Annotated in this window: 12 protein-coding genes; 8 read left to right on the top strand and 4 right to left on the bottom strand. The window is 41.3% G+C overall.

Annotated elements, in window-relative coordinates; genetic code table 11:
- Window positions 1-12: 12 nt before the first annotated feature.
- The gene (locus NMG86_RS19510; protein WP_026785520.1) at window positions 13-1,095 is read right to left on the bottom strand and encodes a hybrid sensor histidine kinase/response regulator; all 1,083 of its coding nucleotides are present in this window, start codon (window positions 1,093-1,095) and stop codon (window positions 13-15) included.
- A gap of 462 nt (window positions 1,096-1,557) precedes the next feature.
- Here NMG86_RS19510 and NMG86_RS19515 point away from each other — a divergent pair, with 462 nt between their 5' ends.
- The 6 genes from NMG86_RS19515 (at window position 1,558) to fbp (ending at window position 11,529) form a co-directional block, all read left to right on the top strand.
- The gene (locus NMG86_RS19515) at window positions 1,558-2,337 is read left to right on the top strand and encodes an amino acid ABC transporter ATP-binding protein (RefSeq protein ID WP_026785519.1); all 780 of its coding nucleotides are present in this window, start codon (window positions 1,558-1,560) and stop codon (window positions 2,335-2,337) included.
- Between the two features lie 161 nt (window positions 2,338-2,498).
- Window positions 2,499-4,025: a C-3',4' desaturase CrtD gene (gene crtD, locus NMG86_RS19520; protein ID WP_026796310.1), complete on the top strand. Its 1,527-nt coding sequence runs from the start codon at window positions 2,499-2,501 to the stop codon at window positions 4,023-4,025.
- A gap of 386 nt (window positions 4,026-4,411) precedes the next feature.
- Window positions 4,412-8,722 carry a hypothetical protein gene (locus NMG86_RS19525; RefSeq protein ID WP_026796311.1) on the top strand — a complete coding sequence of 1,437 codons (4,311 nt, stop codon included), beginning with the start codon at window positions 4,412-4,414 and terminating at the stop codon, window positions 8,720-8,722.
- A gap of 167 nt (window positions 8,723-8,889) precedes the next feature.
- Window positions 8,890-9,252 carry a rhodanese-like domain-containing protein gene (locus NMG86_RS19530; RefSeq protein ID WP_026785516.1) on the top strand — a complete coding sequence of 121 codons (363 nt, stop codon included), beginning with the start codon at window positions 8,890-8,892 and terminating at the stop codon, window positions 9,250-9,252.
- Window positions 9,253-9,288: 36 nt separating this feature from the next.
- Window positions 9,289-10,398 (top strand): fatty acid desaturase, encoded by a 1,110-nt coding sequence (locus tag NMG86_RS19535; protein ID WP_233423127.1) that lies wholly within the window; start codon window positions 9,289-9,291, stop codon window positions 10,396-10,398.
- Between the two features lie 54 nt (window positions 10,399-10,452).
- Window positions 10,453-11,529 (top strand): class 1 fructose-bisphosphatase, encoded by a 1,077-nt coding sequence (fbp, locus tag NMG86_RS19540; RefSeq protein WP_026785514.1) that lies wholly within the window; start codon window positions 10,453-10,455, stop codon window positions 11,527-11,529.
- A 12-nt stretch (window positions 11,530-11,541) separates the two neighbouring features.
- Here the strand turns inward: fbp and NMG86_RS19545 are convergent, their stop codons facing one another.
- From NMG86_RS19545 to patR, 3 genes are all read right to left on the bottom strand, one after another.
- The gene (locus NMG86_RS19545) at window positions 11,542-12,531 is read right to left on the bottom strand and encodes a DnaJ C-terminal domain-containing protein (RefSeq protein WP_026795861.1); all 990 of its coding nucleotides are present in this window, start codon (window positions 12,529-12,531) and stop codon (window positions 11,542-11,544) included.
- A 79-nt stretch (window positions 12,532-12,610) separates the two neighbouring features.
- Entirely contained in the window at window positions 12,611-14,638 is a 2,028-nt protein-coding gene (dnaK, locus tag NMG86_RS19550; protein WP_026785512.1) for a molecular chaperone DnaK, read from the bottom strand.
- A gap of 170 nt (window positions 14,639-14,808) precedes the next feature.
- Window positions 14,809-15,864, bottom strand: coding sequence for a heterocyst master regulator PatR (patR, locus tag NMG86_RS19555; RefSeq protein WP_026796313.1), 1,056 nt, complete (start codon window positions 15,862-15,864; stop codon window positions 14,809-14,811).
- A 552-nt stretch (window positions 15,865-16,416) separates the two neighbouring features.
- On the opposite strand from patR, the gene NMG86_RS19560 reads away from it, so the two are divergent.
- Together NMG86_RS19560 and NMG86_RS19565 are read left to right on the top strand one after the other, a co-directional pair.
- A complete protein-coding gene (locus tag NMG86_RS19560; RefSeq protein WP_026796314.1) occupies window positions 16,417-17,187 on the top strand; it encodes a Uma2 family endonuclease in 771 nt (256 codons plus the stop codon).
- Between the two features lie 163 nt (window positions 17,188-17,350).
- Entirely contained in the window at window positions 17,351-18,445 is a 1,095-nt protein-coding gene (locus tag NMG86_RS19565; protein ID WP_026796315.1) for a CAP domain-containing protein, read from the top strand.
- Window positions 18,446-18,479: the final 34 nt, after the last annotated feature.

Genomic DNA, 18,479 nt, shown 5'->3' on the forward strand with positions numbered 1-18,479 from the left:
GAATCAGGCTAGTTAGGTAATATTATTGGGGAAGGTAATTTCAAAAATTGCTCCTTGGGGTTGATTATTTTCCACCCTAATTGTGCCACCATGAGCTTCGACAATCATTTTACAAAAAGCTAATCCCAATCCGATTTGAGAGACACCTTGCATCAGAGTCCCAATTTCATATTTCTCGAAAATACATTGTTTTAAATTATCGGGTACGCCTTGCCCATAATCAGCTATTTTAATTTTTGTCCCTCCTTCGGGGAGATGTTCAGCACTGATGATAATCTGACTTTCTTGGGGAGAGAACTTAATAGAATTAGAGAGTAAATTATCTAAAACTCGCTGACACATCGCTTGATCTATCTTAATCGTGCCATCAAAATCAGGAATTTGGGTGATGATTTCAATCTTTTTTTGAGAGGCGTTAAATTCAAAATCTTTAACCAATTCCCGCAGCATATTTCCCAGATTAACTGGGCTGAGATTGAGAGCAATTTTACCCGATTCTATCCTCGCCATCAGCAATAAATCATCAATTAAGCCTGATAACTTTTGCCCTGATAATTTTATTGTAACTATTTTCTCTTGTTTTGCCTCTGGTGATAGCTTGGGATGGGTCAACATCTCCAATCCTAACAAGATCCCAGCTAGGGGATTTCTAAGATCATGAACTAACATCTTGACCAGATCTTCTCGCAATTTCAGCAGGGTTTGTAGATTGTCGTATTGTTGCTTAATCCGCAGCATCGAATGAACTCTAGCGCGAAGTTCCAGACCATTAACGGGTTTGCTCAAAAAATCATCAGCACCGGCACTTAAACATAGAGCCAGGTCTTCTTTCTCCGTTAATGCCGTCACCATAATAATCGGAATTGACTGCCATTGGGGATTGGCTTTAATCCGGGAGCAAACCTCAATCCCGTCCATTTCTGGCATCATCACATCTAATAAAATTAGATCCAGTGGGATGATTTCTAGGGATTCGAGGGCTTCCTGTCCACTAGAAGCATAGTGTAACTCATAATTCTGACTGCTTAACAGTGATTCCAGGACATCAAAATTACGAGGTTGATCATCGACCACTAAAATAGAAGGCTGATTCAATTGTGGTTCCCTTAAGCACTTAACATACTCTTAATTTTGACATCCTCACCGACCTGAAGGTACGGTGATTCTTCACCACGCCACTTGTTTAAGGAGGTCGCTGAACGGGGTTGACGCTTCACAGACTGTCGCTACTCTTTGAGTAGTCTTACACTGTCTCCACGTCCGTTTAAAGTGTCAGAATGCCCTTCCGCCACTTCAAGAAAAGATTTAATTTTGAGTGCGTTCAAGGGTGGACTGATACCATTGCCTTACTTCCGCTTCCCCTTTCTCATCGTCAACCCCGCAGGACTTTCAACCTTGTTATTTGTTTCGGAGTATCTTTGATAGGGTGGGTTTTTTCACACCAACTTAATTTTAGCACAAAGCCGTCCTAGAAGGACGGGGTTTTAAACCCAAATCTTCGATAATAATGTATAGAACAATGAATCTACTGCTGAATACTAACCCCAATTTAAAGCCATGACACAAATACAACCTAATACCAACCCCAGTTCATCATCAATGTCAGATACTGCTATTATTGCTACCGATGTACATAAATGGTATGGCAATAATTTCCACGCCCTTAGAGGGGTTAGCCTTTCGGTGAAACGGGGGGAAGTGGTGGTGATTATGGGGCCTTCTGGTTCGGGAAAATCGACTTTTATTCGCACATTTAATGCCTTAGAAGAATTTCAACAGGGTAGTATTGTCATAGATGGAATTAATTTATCCCATGATTTAAAAGATATTGAAGAAATTCGCAAAGAAGTGGGAATGGTATTTCAACAGTTTAATTTATTTCCCCATTTAAGTATTTTACAAAATGTTACTTTAGCTCCGATTTGGGTCAGACGTTGGCCGAAGGCAAAAGCCGAAGAAGTAGCTTTACAATTATTAGAAAGAGTCGGGATTTTAGAACAGGCAAAAAAATATCCTGGTCAATTATCTGGCGGCCAACAACAACGAGTTGCGATTGCTAGAGCCTTAGCAATGCAGCCTAAAATTATGTTATTTGATGAACCTACTTCTGCTTTAGACCCTGAAATGGTGCGGGAAGTTTTAGACGTGATGCGAACTTTAGCCGAGTCGGGAATGACGATGGTTTGTGTTACCCATGAAGTCGGATTTGCGCGGGAAGTTGCCGATAGAATTGTGTTAATGGCCGATGGAATTTTAGTCGAAGAAGCAACCCCAGAAGAATTTTTTACCAATCCTCAAGAAGAACGAACTCAAAAGTTTCTGTCTCAAATTCTTTAATGTATTAAAATATAGCAATCCTAAATCAGTTGTAATATTTCCATCTATCTCGACCCCTCCCAACCCTCCCCTTACTAAGGGGAGGGCTAGGGTGGGGTTCTATATTCTGATCGCAAATCATTTAAGATTGCTATATATTAAGTAACTAGGGATCTACTAAGGTGAACACAGAACGAGTGATCGTGATTGGGGCTGGAATTGGGGGATTAACCGCCGGGGCATTGTTGGCCCATCGAGGATATTCGGTTTTAATCTTCGACCAAGGAATTGTCCCAGGAGGGTGTGCTTCTACCTTTCAACGTCGGGGGTTTACCTTTGATGTCGGAGCGACTCAGGTAGCCGGACTCGAACCGGGTGGGATTCATCACCGTATTTTCAAGGAGTTAGGAATTGAATTACCCGCCGCGACTCCCTGTGATCCCGCTTGTGCCGTTTTTTTACCCGAAGAAACTGAACCGATTCAGGTGTGGCGAGATCCCCAAAAATGGCAACAGGAAAGACAGCGACAATTTCCCGGGAGTGAACCCTTTTGGCAGTTAATGACTACCCTATTTCATGCTAGTTGGCGGTTTCAATCCCGTGATCCCGTGCTCCCTCCTGGGAATTTATGGGATCTGTGGCAATTGATCCAAGCGGTTCGCCCCGATACCTTGATTACCCTGCCTTTTACCCTGATGACCGTGGCTGATGCCCTACGGTTGTATAATTTAGACGGTGATCGGCGGCTGAAAACCTTTTTAGATCTGCAACTGAAGTTATATTCTCAGGTAGACACCGAGGAAACGGCCTTATTGTACGCGGCAACGGCTTTGGGAGTTTCTCAGGAACCGCAGGGTTTATCTCATCTTCAAGGAAGTATGCAGGTATTAAGCGATCGCCTAGTCCAAGCCCTAGAACGAGATGGGGGTAAACTGTTAATGCGGCATACCGTTGACGCCATTGAAACAGAACCGGATCAAGCGATCGCCGTGAAAATTAGGAATCAAAAAACCGGGGAAATTATTCATGAAACCGCCGATCTTATGGTAGCTAATATTACCCCACAAAACTTAATTAAATTGTTAGATAAAAACCACAAAAATCATCGGCAATTTTCAATTTTATTACCTCTCTATCAACGACGAATTAAGCAACTTCCTCCGGCGTCGGGAGCATTTGTGATCTATTTAGGAGTACAAGCGATCGCCATACCCCCAGAATGCCCGCCCCATCTACAATTCCTCTATGATCAAGGGGCTATTGGTGAAAATAATTCTCTTTTCGTTTCCGTAAGTCACCCCGGAGATGGACGCGCCCCCGCCGGACAAGCCACGATTATCGCTTCAAGTTTTACTGAAACCCAACAATGGTGGGATTCTCAGGACTATCAAGGTTTAAAACAACAATATATGGACAAGGCGATCGCCCGTTTAGGGTCTTACTTTCACCTAACTCCAGAAACTATTCTCCATCAAGAAGCCGCCACACCTCGCACCTTTGAACGCTATACCGCACGGGATCAAGGAGTTGTTGGCGGAGTCGGTCAACGGGTTTCCACTTTTGGGCCCTTTGGTTTGGGGAATCGTACCCCGATCAAAAATCTTTGGTTAGTAGGAGATTCTACCCATCCTGGAGAGGGAACAGCCGGAGTTTCCTATTCGGCTTTAACCGTTGTTCGTCAAATTGAATTGACCCAAAAATCTGTCTAAGAATGACAGAGAGATTCATAACTAAAAAAGTAATAGTAATTGCCGTTTCGGAACTATGAGCTAGTTTCTTCATAAGATGATGTGTTCGGTTGCTCCTCTTTTCGGTACATTTCCTCGACTCCTGCAAGGTTTTTGGGCTATTGTACACTAATTTCTTGCACCATTATCCCTTTCTGCCCTTTCCTCCTCCCGACTCTCTCGGCTTTTTATCTTTTTTCAGCAAGCCCTAATTACCGGGGATATGAACAGTTTTGGACGGGTATTTATTGGAACTGGGGGAAATGGATTCATTTATGGGGAACCTAAACCTTGATTTGATATTTTCCCGTTAAATAACGCAAAATGACTTTATGCGACATCAATGAAATTGTGTCAAAATCGAAGTCATGCTAATCTACACGACCCCGACATTCGACGCACAAGCGAAACAGCAAGGCATCCAGAGTCAGGTGGCGGAATTACTCGTCATCCTCAAGACTCAAGGCACAGTGGCGGTACAGGCGCTGTTTGAGTGGAATTATCCCTACCTAAAGCGACCCGTGCGGAACTTGCGTTTACTAGGAAAAATTCTCTGGGTAAATAATGACCCGATTTTATGTTTATTAGCGGTTCTTCCCCGGGGAGGAAACGAGTATGAGGCATTTCTGAGAAATCCAGATGACTACGGAATTAGTCATCTGGATTCGTTAATTGATTCCAAAGAATTAGAAAATAGTATTAATGCCCAACGGGAAGAACAAAAATCCTTTCGCCGTCGCCCCACTTTACCCGAAGATTTACGTCAAATTTGGTTAAAAGGGCCAGATTGGATTAAAAATACCACCGATGCGGTGATTTGTGAAAGTGAAATTTGGGTAACACAATTTAAACAACCAGACACTCAACTGCAATGGCGGACTTATTATGACATTGTGGATAGTTTGGTGGAGAAAAAATCAGGAATTGAAACCACAACAACTGACTTTTTAGGAATTGAAATTGCCGGACAACCGGAGCAAAATCGTTATATTATTTATAGTTGGATTCTCACCTCCGATACTCCTAACCGTAGCGTTTTATTTTTACTTTCTACCTTTAATCATTATCCCACTTCCCAGGATATTCTGGAAGTCGGTCAAATCACTCGTCTGTTTAATTCTAATCCAGGAGAAACTAATGGGGAAGCATCCTCAAAAAACCCTAACCCAACTAACGTTTTAGCCCAGGAATTAAGTTTAGAAGATTTAGCCCGTTATACCCGACGTTCCTATCCCGATTATTTATTAGGAGATTCAGAAATCTGGTTAGAAATTGAGCAGGAATTTGGGATTAATTGGGCTTTATCAATGGAGGAAGAAAAAATTCTCCATGAGTTATCTACCCCGGAAATTAGCCATAGTTCCCTACCAGTTTTTATTAATGGACGGGCGGGGAGTGGTAAATCAACCATGTTATTTTATTTGTTTGCCGATTATTGTTATCGCTATCAAAAATATTATTTACAACATCGTCAACGATTAAACTCGGTTCCCCATCCTTTATTTTTAACCTATAATGAACAATTATTAGGAAAAGCCAGAGAAGGGGTAAAAAAACTGCTCAAAAGTCACCATAAATTTTTATTAGAAACCGATGGACAGGTAAACAAACCTTCGATTGATATTTGTTTTAAATCCTTTCAACAATTTTTATTAAGTTTACTTCCCCCAGAAGAAAGCGATAAATTTGATCCCGATAAATATATTAATTTTCATGATTTTAGACAACGGTGCAGCCGTCGATATAGTCGTTATTCCCCCGAACTTTGTTGGCATATTATTAGAACATTTATTAAAGGTTATACCCTAACCGGACAAAATGAAGGGTATATGACCCCCGATGATTATGAAGAAATTCCCCGACGAGAACGCAGTTTATCTTTTGATATTTTCCAAGCAATTTATAAGCAAGTTTGGCCTTGGTATTATCAATTAACCACTCGCGAGGGCTATTGGGATGATCAAGATTTAATTAGAAAAGTCTTACAATTCAGTGGGGATAATTTACCCGTTTATACGGCTATTTTTTGCGATGAAGCCCAGGATTTTACCAGTTTAGAACTGCGCTTAATTATGCAGTTATCTATATTTTCCCATTGTGATTTATACCCCCCGGTTTGGTGTTTACCCTTTGCCTTTGCGGGTGATCCATTTCAGACCCTAAACCCCACGGGATTTCGCTGGGAAAGTGTTAAGGCGACCTTTTTTGATCAAGTTATTGCTGCCCTTGACCCGACCCGACAACTTAATTTATCCATGACTTTTTATGAGCTTGAATCTAATTATAGATCAAGTCCTTCTATTGTGAAAGTCACGAATTTAATTCATCTATGGAGACATATTTTATTCAAAATTCAAGAGTTAAGACCCCAGGAGTCTTGGCAATCTTATATGGAGTCTCCAACCCCGCAAAAGTTTATCTTTGAACAGAATAATTTTTCCGCAGAATCCTTGAAACAACATATTCAGAAATCCCCGATTTTTATTGTTCCCTGTGAAGCGGGAGGGGAGTTAGACTATATTAGACTAGATGAATTTTTATCTCCTTTATTTCCCGATGCCACGGAAGAACATCCCCCTAAGAATATTTTAAGTGCAATTCAAGCAAAAGGATTAGAATTTCCCTTAGTTATTTTATATAAATTTGGGGATCAATTTGCTAAGGAATTTAATCAAAAACCTTTAATTGATTATGTGCAAGGGACGGGGAATCATCCCTTAGAATTGGAATACTTTTTTAATAAACTTTATGTTGCAGCTAGTCGTGGAATGTCGGATTTAATAATTATTGATACAGAAATTGGCGATCGCTGTTTATGGCAATATGCGACGGTTGGAATATTAGCAGAAACCTCATCATTCAACTATCATGAATATTGGTTAAATCAAGTTAAAAAACCGGAGCATTGGCAAACTTATATTGGGGGAGTCCGTTGGGGGGATAATTTAGATGAATTACAACGGGATAACCGCGCCTCCCAAGCTCAAAAATTTGAAGAAAATGGTCGAAATCAAAAAAATGCCGCCGACCTCCGACGGGCGAAACAATTTTATCGAGAATTAGGATATTTAGAAAAAGCTGATTTATGTGAAGCCTTTGCTTTAAAATTCGATAAACGCTTTCGAGAAGCGGGGCGTTTATTCCTAAAAAGAGGTCAGGAATTAGAGGCTTGGGAGTGTTTCTGGGATGGGATGTGTTGGCAAGCTTTAGCGGAATGGTATCATCAATTTCCCCAGAAAAAATCTTTGGAACAACCTTTAGTAGAATTCATGGCTCAAACCTCAAAAACCTTACCGAATATTCGACAATTTACTCATTTTTTAGAGGAGAGTTTGAGTAGTCAAATGATTAAGGAAAACCGCTTAGTCAAGGCTTGGAAATCGGCGGTACAGGATTATAGTCGTCAAGTTAGAATATTAATGCGGGAAAAAATCCTAGACCCTGAAGAATGGCAACGGTTTGGAGAGGTTTTAGAGGGATTAGATGAAGCTAAATATAATGGGGTTTTGGAATTAGGAGGAGATTGTTATTATCGGGCTAAAAACCTACGCCGGGCTGTTCGATGTTGGCAGGAAAGCGGGGCAAATCAAAAGCGAGAATATTATCTGGCTCAAGCTGAATTATCTGGATTTCCTGAAGGTTTACCCTATTTGGAAAAAGCCTTAGATTTTGAACGAATTATTGTGGAATGGGAGAAATCTGGGAAGTCAGGAAATCAACAATGGATTAAACATTTAGATTGTTTAGGACGGGCTTTAGAACGACAAAATCGCCTGCGAGATTGGATTAATTATTTAATTAGAATTAAACGTTGGATTGATGCGATCGCTGCGATCGAAAAATGTGGTAAACTAGAGGCGATTCTATTTAGGTTTGAACTAATCCGCCAAATTTCCCGTTCTAATTTAACCCCTGAACAAGCCCGAGATTTTCGGGGTCGCTATTTAGCTTTAATTGAAAAAGCCCTATCGGTCTCCAACTGGCGACAAAAGTTAGCGGTCGTTGAGGTAGGAATTGCTTTAGAAAAAATTGGGGAATTAGTCCCAACTCTCAAATTTTATGAACGATTTTTTAATAGTAATGAACCTCCTTTAAAACAGTTTGCTCAAGAACGCTGGTTAGCAACCAAACTCAAACAAAAAGAATATTCCCTAGTCGCCGAACCCATTCGGGCGCAGGAAATTCAACAAGATATTACTCGCCGGGCGAAGGAATGGAACATCGACCCTGCCACCCTCAATTCCGACCCTCCCCGGGTCGATTTAATCGAAAATCACAAATTACTCCAACTCTCGCCCCCAGACCCCTCCCAGGCGAATCCTGACCCCATGGATGATCAGGTTCAAGGTCTACCCCCCGGCACAAAAATCCGCCTTTTAGGGCCAGAAGCCGATGGCTTTAGTTTCCAAATTGGTCATATTCAAGTCAAACGAGCCAAACGGAATAATATTTTATGGGTACTTTTGACGGATATTTATAGTTCTAAAGCCCTACAAATTGATGTCGATGGAATACAAGGAAAAGTCAGAATTGGAGAATTAATGTTAGAAGTGGCGGACGGTCATCAACTTTCTTTTAATAGTATCACGGGAGATTATCGAGGCACGGTTTTCTATCGAGATGAACAGCCCAGGGTAGAGTTGCATATTCGGGGAATTTCTAGTATTATCTCCCTTTGAATCAGTCATCAGTGTAGAGACGTGCCATGGCGCGTCTGTAACAGTTATCAGTTTTAGAGTAATTAGTTTTAGAGGCAGGTTGATTTGTGATTTGGGTGATTAATACGGATATGATAGAGCCCTGAAGGGCTCACTACGAATTTGATTCAAATATTAGGTACATTTTTATGTCAGAACAATTTTTTACACAAGCGATTCCAGAAATTAGTGTTAAACAATTAGAAAATTTACTTAAAACAGTTCCCGAAACTGATCTTCAGTTAATTGATGTGCGGGAACCTCAAGAAATTGAAATGGCAAAAATAGAAGGATTTATTAACTATCCTTTAAGTCAATATAGTGCATGGTCAGATCAAATTTTAGTTCAACTTGACCCGCACCAAGAAACCCTAATTCTGTGTCATCATGGCATGAGATCAGCCCAAATGTGTCAATGGTTGATTCAGAAAGGTTTCACCCAGGTAAAAAATATTAATGGGGGAATTGATGCTTATTCAGTTTTGGTTGATTCCCAAATTCCTCGATATTAAACTCATCGGAAAAACATCCATATTATTTCAACAATAATGATAGAAACCCAAATCAAAAAGTCAGATTTTGTTCTTTCTCCCTACATGAAAAGTAATAATTTATGGGGAACTTATCAAATCTTAAATACCGTTATTCCCTATCTGTTCTTATGGATTTTAGCAGTTAAAGCCGCGGCTATTTCCCTATGGTTGCTACCACCGATTATGGTGTTAATGATCCTGTTTTCAGTCCGTTGTTTTTCCCTAATGCACGATTGCGGACATTACTCCCTATTTAGTTCAAAAAAGGTGAATCGAGTCGTGGGTTTTATGTTTGGTGTCATCAACGCCATCCCCCAATATCCCTGGTCAAGAGGACACGCCTATCACCACAAAACCAATGGGGATTGGGAACGTTATCGTGGCCCCTCGGCTTTGATTTCTACACAGGAATTTGCTAAACTGAGTCCATCGGATCAAGGGTGGTATGAAGTTCTTAGACATCCATTAATGATTTTCCCAGGAGGTTTTTTCTACCTAGCAATTAAACCCAGATTAGCATTAATTCTAGGAACCTATGGTTTTTTTGTTCATGTTTTAACTTCCTTAAAACAATATCCTAATATTAGTTTCAGGCAGCGTTTCTCATCCTATAAATCCAGAAATTGGTATACTACGGGTGAATTTTGGGATCTACTTTTTAACAATATTTGTGTGGTTGGGGGCTGGATTATCCTCAGTAATTATCTGGGATGGGGGTTCTTCTGGACAGTGTATTCAATCACCCTAACCTGTTCGGCGGCGTTGTTTATTTGTGTGTTTTTTGTACAACATAACTTTGAGGGTTCCTACGCCCACAAAACCGAAGGTTGGGATTATTTACGAGGTGCAATTGAGGGCAGTAGTTATCTGGAATTACCCCCAATTTTAAAATGGTTTTCCGCCGATATTGGCTATCATAATATCCATCATCTTTGTGAAAGAATCCCCAATTATAACCTCGAAGTTTGTCATAATCAGAATATACATTTACTCGCCGGGGTAAAAACCCTGAGAATTTCAGATATTCCTGATTGTTTTAAGTTTATCCTCTGGGATTCTGACGCTAACCGTCTAGTCTCAATCCGCTCATTTCGTCAAGCTGCTGCTTTAGATTCTAAAAACTAAATAGCACCAGTGATTAACTCAGTTTAAATCCCCTTAATATGGAGACTCTTGATTATGGTAGATCAATCTGTTCAATCTAATTTTTCCGATGCTATTGATCAAGGATATTACTTAGATCGAGATTGCACAACTTTATCCCGTCATGTTCTCCAACAACTCCATAGTTTTTCCCATGATGCTCAGGATATTAGCGCCTTAATGAATCGCATCGGATTGGCGGGAAAACTCATCGCCCGTCGCCTATCTCAGTCGGGTTTAGTAGATGATGCGTTAGGGTTTACCGGGGCCGTAAACGTGCAGGGAGAGTCCGTACAACAGATGGATGTTTATTCCAATTCCGTGTTTATTTCGGTGTTCAAACAAAGCGGTTTAGTCTGTCGTTTGGCATCGGAAGAAATGGAAAAACCCTTTTATATTCCCGAAAACTGCCCAATTGGACGCTATACTTTACTCTATGATCCCCTCGATGGTTCATCCAATTTAGATACTAACTTAAATGTCGGATCAATATTTGCGATTCGTCAACAGGAAGGTAATGATGAAGATGGGAAAGCGGTTGATTTATTGCAAAGTGGACGCAAACAAATTGCCGCCGGATATATTCTTTATGGGCCCAGTACGATGCTAGTTTATTCCATTGGAACAGGGGTTCATGCGTTTATTCTTGACCCTAGTTTGGGAGAATTTATTCTAGCAAATGAAAATATTAAAATTCCCAATCATGGGCCGATTTATAGTGTGAATGAAGGTAATTTTTGGCAGTGGGATGAATCCATTCGAGATTATGCTCGTTATGTCCATCGTCATGAAGGATATACAGCCCGTTATAGTGGGGCTTTAGTGGGAGATGTTCACCGAATTTTATATCAAGGCGGTGTGTTTTTATATCCTGGGACTGTTAAGAAACCAGAGGGAAAATTACGGTTATTATATGAGTCTGCACCCATGGCATTTTTAATTGAACAAGCTGGAGGAATGGCTTCAACTGGAACCCAAGAAATATTAGATGTAATTCCAGAAAAACTGCATCAACGCACCCCTTTAATTATTGGTAGTAAAGAGGATGTGATGTTAGTTAAATCATTCATTGAAGATCGTAAACGCAGGGAACAAGAAGGGGGTCTTGAGTGAATTTGAATTCTATTAAAATCTTAAATTTTGACGGGGTTTAAAGGTTTCAATTTGACGTAATTGTTCATATAATTCTCGTTCTTGGGGAGTAATGGTTTTAGGGAGAACCACTTGAATTTCAATTAATTGGTCTCCCCTTTCTCCTTGAGGATTCGGATAACCTTTATTTGCTAATCGTAACCGTTGACCAGAAACAACTCCCAAAGGTAAACGCATTTTAACTAAACCATCTAAAGTCGGAATATCAATTTCTCCTCCTAATATAGCTTCCGTGGGAGTGACTGGAATTTGACAATAAATTTCTGATTTTTCTACTCTAAAAAAGGGATGGGGAGTAATATTAATTTTTAAAAATAAATCCCCGCCATTCACACCTTGATTTTTTAATCTAATTTGTTGACCCTTAACCATTCCGGGCGGTAAATCCACTTCTAAAGACCGTCCATCCTCTAAACGAATTCGTTCTTTCCCTCCGGTATAGGCTTTTTCTAAAGGTAAGGTTAATCGCGCCTCAATATCCCGTTTTGTTTCCCTAGGAGTCGGTTTATAAACTGCTTTTGTTCGAGGAGAATTATAGGGGTCAGCCGCCGTCATTTGAGCCGCCTTCGGGTCAACAGTTCGGACTTCTCGCCGCCGTCCTAATAATTGGTCAACAAAGGTATCAAAATCCGAAAAATCTTCATAATCTACATCTTCAGTTTGAGAAATTGTCCGACGACTTCCCCAATTTTTGATTCCTGAAAAAGCATTTTTTTGCCAATCTTGAAACCCTTTTTGTTTCCAAAATTGACTATAATCATCATATTGCGCTCGTTTTTCAGGATCGGATAGAATATTATAGGCTTCGCCAATATCTTTAAAGGTTTCTTCCGCTTCCTTATCCCCAGGATTTAAGTCGGGGTGATATTGTCTCGCTAGTCTACGATAAACCTTCTTAATTTCATCGACAGATGCTTCACGGGAAACCCCTAAAATTTGATAATAATTCCGAAAATTTTGCATAAGTTAAATTTGGGTTAAAGGGTTGATTTTTAAGTTTGCAGAAATCAGGTTTCTCAAATAAACCCGGTTTCTGGGTTTGTTACAACCAATCATCATCATCCCAATTATCCGTTTGAGAATAGCGACGGGAACGGGATACACCGCTACCACCGCCTAAACTACTACCATTATTACTACGTTGGTCATAACGGGGATAACTGCGAGTTTGAGGTTCGTAGGGGTCAACGCGACGTTTTTCACCGGAAAAAGTTCGGCGAATTGAACCGAATAAATCATCTTCATCGTCCTCCGTCACAAAAGCTGAAACTTCCCGATTTAACTCATATAAAGCGTCCTGTAAATCCACACTAATTTGATCAATTCCTCGATCATCATCCCGTTCTAAACTATCTCTTAAAGAGCGAATTAAGGTTTCAATTCTTGACCGTTGACGTTGGGCAAATTGCATTCCGTAATCTAGGGCTACTTCCCTTAATTGTCGTTCAGCTTGATAAGTTAACGCTTGGGCGCGGTTGCGTTTTTCGACTTTTTCTCGTTGTAAACGGTCAACTTCTGCATATTTTTCCGCATCCTTAATCATGCGATTAACTTCATCTTGAGACAGGGTAGAAGCTCCCTGAATAATCACACTTTGTTCCCGTCCAGTGGTTTTATCTAAAGCGGTAACTTGTAGAATCCCATTTGCATCAATATCAAGCGCCACTTGAACTTGCGGAACCCCCCGCGGCGCCGGGGGAATTCCAGTTAATTTAAACCGTCCTAAAGACTTATTATCAACGGCTAATTCTCGTTCTCCTTGTACGATATGAACTTCTACCAAAGTTTGGTTATTTTCAGATGTTGAAAAAATATCAGAACGCCTTACGGGAATTGTGGTATTACGGGGAATTAATTTTTTCATCACCCCCCCAATAGTTTCTAATCCTAACGATAAGGGAGTCACATCTAATAATAAAATATCCCGCACATCTCCAGCTAAAATTCCCGCTTGAATAGCCGCACCAACGGCCACAACTTCATCAGGATTAACCCCTTGATTCGGTTCTAAATCAATTAAACTTCTCACTAATTGTTGCACCATTGGCATTCGGGTAGAACCACCAACTAAGATCACATCATCAATATCATTAGAGGTTAATCCAGCATCGGCTAAAGCCTGTTTTACTGGACGGCGTAACCGTTGAATTAAATCTCCACATAACCCCTCAAATTCCCCTCTAGTTAGGCGGATTTCCAAGTGTTTAGGGCCGTCTTCTGTGGCTGCAATAAAGGGTAAATTAATATCAGTAACTCCCACCCCAGAAAGCTCTATTTTGGCTTTTTCGGCGGCTTCTGTTAACCGTTGTAAAGATTGGCGATCGCGTCTTAAATCCACCGCTTCTTCTGATAGAAATTGTTCTGCTAACCAATCAACAATTTTCTGATCAAAATCCGTTCCGCCCAGTTGGGTATCCCCACAGGTAGATTTAACTTCAAATACCCCTTCCCCGACCTCTAAAATTGAGACATCAAAGGTTCCACCGCCTAAATCAAAGACTAAAATAGTCCCATAATCTTGCCGTTCCAAACCATAAGCTAAAGAAGCCGCCGTCGGTTCATTTAATATGCGTTTAACGTCTAATCCGGCAATGCGTCCGGCATCTCTGGTAGCTTGTCTTTGAGAATCATTAAAATAGGCAGGAACCGTAATTACAGCCCCGGTAATTTCTTCCCCCAAATACCGAGTCGCTTCTTCGACTAATTTTTTTAAGATCATTGCTGAAAGTTCCTCCGGGGCAAAATCCTTATTTACCCGGGGACATTTGATCCGAATATTATCGGTTTCATCCCGTCGCATCGTGTAGGGAACCCGTTTTGAGGCAGCAGTGAGATCAGAATAGCGACAACCCATCAGTCGTTTGACCCCATAAAAGGTATTTTGGGGATTCAAAACCGCTTGTCGTCTAGCCATCTGTCCCACGATGCGTTCTCCTTCTTTGGTAAACCCAACGACGGAGGGAGTGGTTCGCATCCCTTCAGAGTTAGCAATCACAACGGGTTTTCCGCCCTCCATGACCGCAACCACGGAGTTCGTTGTTCCCAAGTCAATGCCGACTACTTTGCCCATGCGTTGCTTATCTCCTTGTCTATATGGTTTCCGGCTAGATCACTCCTATTCTATCGTGTTGTAACGCATTGTAACGTCTGACCTCGGCGGTGAAACCCAAAGGGGTAATAGAATTGATCCTCTCAGACCTGAAGCCTGTCCTGATGAAAACTGATAACTGATAACTGATTTTAGCTTTCTTCCTCAGAAGATTTCCGTTTTAACGGTTTAGCAATCGGTTCTCGACGCGCCGGAGGTGGCGCCTCATCCGATGAGAATTTAGGCTTATAGGGAGAATGAGATCCAGTGTTAAACTGACCTTGACCGGATGGTCTTCTGGGGCCACCTTTCGAGAAAGGAGGTCGGCGTTTTTTAGTCGGAATCATGCCAATATCATGGCTTTCTTGGATGACTAAATAATCTTCTTTTAACTGAACGTGCAAATCCCAGAAATGACCGATGGCTCTCATCCCAGCAATTCCTATCAGTTTCAGTTTAAAAAACTTAGGTTTATCATTATCTTTGCGGGGAGCTTGGCGAATTTTAACAATCACATACTTTTCAACTTCTTGAGATTGATAAACAACCTCACCTCGAATAGAAAAATAGCCCTGCTGAACATTCACTAAATCACCGGTTTTATCCTCTGATACTGCTAATTGAGTTTCAGAAGTAACGTCGGTAGAATCCTTGGTTCTCAGGGTTTGAGGTTCCCAAACCCCCATAATTTGAACGTGCAGATTATCTTCTTCTTGGCGGGTACGGGGATAAACCACCCAAATATGATCTTGATCTAAGTCAATATGTTTTTTCACTAAACTCATGACTCGACCCAATAACACCGCATCAAGCAGTTTCCCTTCACTGGTTAGTAAGGTTCCCTGGGTAAACTGATCCGCAGAAGCAATATATCGGCCATGAACTAATCCAATGGCTCGATATTGACGGGCTTCGCTGGGGGGCGGAATCGGACGATGCCAGAGTCGCTCGAACGAGTCGAGGGCATCTGGCTCTAATTCTGCGGTTTGATCTATTTGATCCGGTTCAGACGTGCTAGGGCTGGTCTGGGGCGTATCTTCTGGGGTTTCCGGCGTTTCTGGGGTTTCTGGCGTTTCTATAGTTACACTTTCACTTTCGTTCGGTGTATCAATGGAAACATCTTGAGACTTATGCACGGCTGGCTCACTAGCTGGAGTTGAGCTTGAAGAACGTTTGGATCGAGAGGAACGATTTGGAGAAGGACTCATAACACCTCTTAGCGGAGACACATCCCTTATGGGAGCAAGGACACGGCGAGTAAAAACCCTTTTTCTTTAAAAATTGATCCAGGGCTTTATACTAAACTTAAGTCAAGAATCAACAGTATCAGGACATTTCAACATTTGCACCCTTTCTTGAGAAGGAGGCAACGGTTGCGATCAAGATTGATATGGGTTAACTTGCTTATAACATAAGTCTGGGAGCTTAAAAACTCAGTGTCTTCAGACCTGAGAGTGTCAATGTACTGAATCCCCATCCGGATTGGATAAACCCAGGAGTTTCTACAGTTAGAGTCCATAGGAGCGTTACCACTCCTACCTCTGTTTCAGAATATGGCATTATTTTTGCCTCACACCGCTCCTTGATCACTCCATCCTTATTATAGATCTGACAGGACTTACGCAAGCACGCCATATATTAGGATGCCAAAAGTAGGCGATCGCATACCAATGATAATAGCAATCGCCCCAAGAAGTTATGATTATTTATTTAAAAATAAACCCAAAAGAATCAAAATTAACCGGATTTTAAATACTGCTATGACAACAACCTTTCCCACCGAACAACCCACAACTCACTTACCTGACCATACAGAACTCCCCGACTCAGACGGTACATTTGTGAAAAATTTTCAAGAACATCCTCAAAGTATTTTACTCACCGATTCTATTAACCCGGTTCTGCAAAAAATTCATCCCGATGGATACTATTGTATTGGTCAAGATAGTGGGATTTATTGGCGCATAACTGACCCACCCCAACGGGGAGCAGAAGCACCAGATTGGTTTTATGTTGCTAATGTTCCCCCTAGTTTAAACGGTCAAATGCGACGTTCCTATGTGCTTTGGCAGGAATATGTTGCCCCTTTAATTATTTTAGAATTTGTCTCTGGAGATGGTTCAGAAGAACGGGATAAAACCTCTTTATGGACGGCGGAATCAGAAGGTAAAAAACCGGGTAAATTCTGGGTTTATGAGCAAGTCATTCATCCGGCGTTTTATGGGATTTATGAAGTGCAAAAATCCAGTATTGAAGTGTATCATTTGGTTGAAAATCACTTTCAACCTTTGCCAAAAAATGAACGAGGACACTATCCTATTGCTTGTCTAGGTGTTGAATTAGGAATTTGGCAAGGTGAATATCAAAATGTAGAATTGCCTTGGTTGCGCTGGTGGGATAGTGCCGGGAATTTGTTATTAACAGGAAATGAACGGGCAGAAATGGAAGCTCAACGGGCAGAAATGGAAGCTCAACGGGCGGAACGTTTAGCCGCGCAATTACGAGCATTAGGAGTTACACCCGAAGATTGAGCATTTTTGTGAAAAAAACTGTAGGGGTTTACTATCTAAACCCCTGCAATACAAAAAATTATATATAAAAATAATACAAAAATTAACTACCTATAAAAAATAATTTGATATAATCAAAGTTAAGGATTTTACTGTTGTATAAAGTTTTATAAATAGTATAACCATGGCTTTAATTCCAGATTCTTCTATTGGCGCTTTAGTCGGGAATAACTCATCTGAATTAATTTCCCTATTCCCAGGACAGTTATCCAACTATCCCGGCGGGGTGTTAGGACTCGATGGGAATGATACTGTATTCGGTCTCGGTGATAATGAGTTGATTTTAGGGAACACAGGTTTTGACCAGTTATGGGGTGGGGAGGGTTCCGATACCCTATTTGGTGGTAAGGATGGGGATATCCTTGAGGGAGAAGCGGGGAATGATGTCCTGTTTGGCAACCTAGACGCCGATACTCTTTTTGGGGGCGAGGGGTTTGATAGTTTATTTGGGGGGAAAGGCGATGATGTCTTAAACGGTGAAGGGGGAAATGATACCTTATCAGGGGACTTAGGGGCTGATACCCTCACCGGAGGCATTGGTCAGGATGTGTTTTTGCTACAACAACAAGGTCAAGGACGGGACTGGATTAGGGATTTTGAACGGAATATTGATTTGATTCAACTGCCTAATAACGTCGGCGAAGTGCAAGTCCAAGCGGTAGGAAGTAATCAAACTCGCCTGGTTGTCAGTGCTACTAACGAAGAACTCGCCCTTTTGGATGGGATTGTACCATCGGACTTACAGGCGAGTGATTTCATCGGTCAGGGATTTACTTTGAAAAAAGATAATGTCTCTCCTCCTCCCTCTGACTTTGTGCAACAGGTCTTAAACTTAACTAATGATTTCCGCAGTCAAAATGGTTTACGTCCCCTAACTCTGAACACTAAGTTAAATGCAGCCGCCCAGGAACAAAGTCAAGGTATGGCGCAGCAAGACTTTTTTAACCACATCGGCTTAGATGGTTCCACCCCCGCAACCCGCGCCCAAAACCAGGGATACAGTTTTTCTTTTATCGGCGAAAATATTGGTGCCGGGTATCAAACCCCTGGGGAAGTAGTTCAGGGATGGATTGATAGTCCGGGGCACCGGGAAAACTTGCTTAACCCCAATTACGCTGAAATTGGCATTGGCTATTTCTATTTAGAAAATGATACGGGGTTTGAAAATTGGAACCACTATTGGACACAGGTATTTGGGACAGTAATGGGTAATGGGTAATTACGAATTACGAATTACGAATTACGAATTACGA

The organism is Planktothrix rubescens CCAP 1459/22, assembly GCA_904830895.1.
GTDB lineage: Bacteria > Cyanobacteriota > Cyanobacteriia > Cyanobacteriales > Microcoleaceae > Planktothrix > Planktothrix agardhii.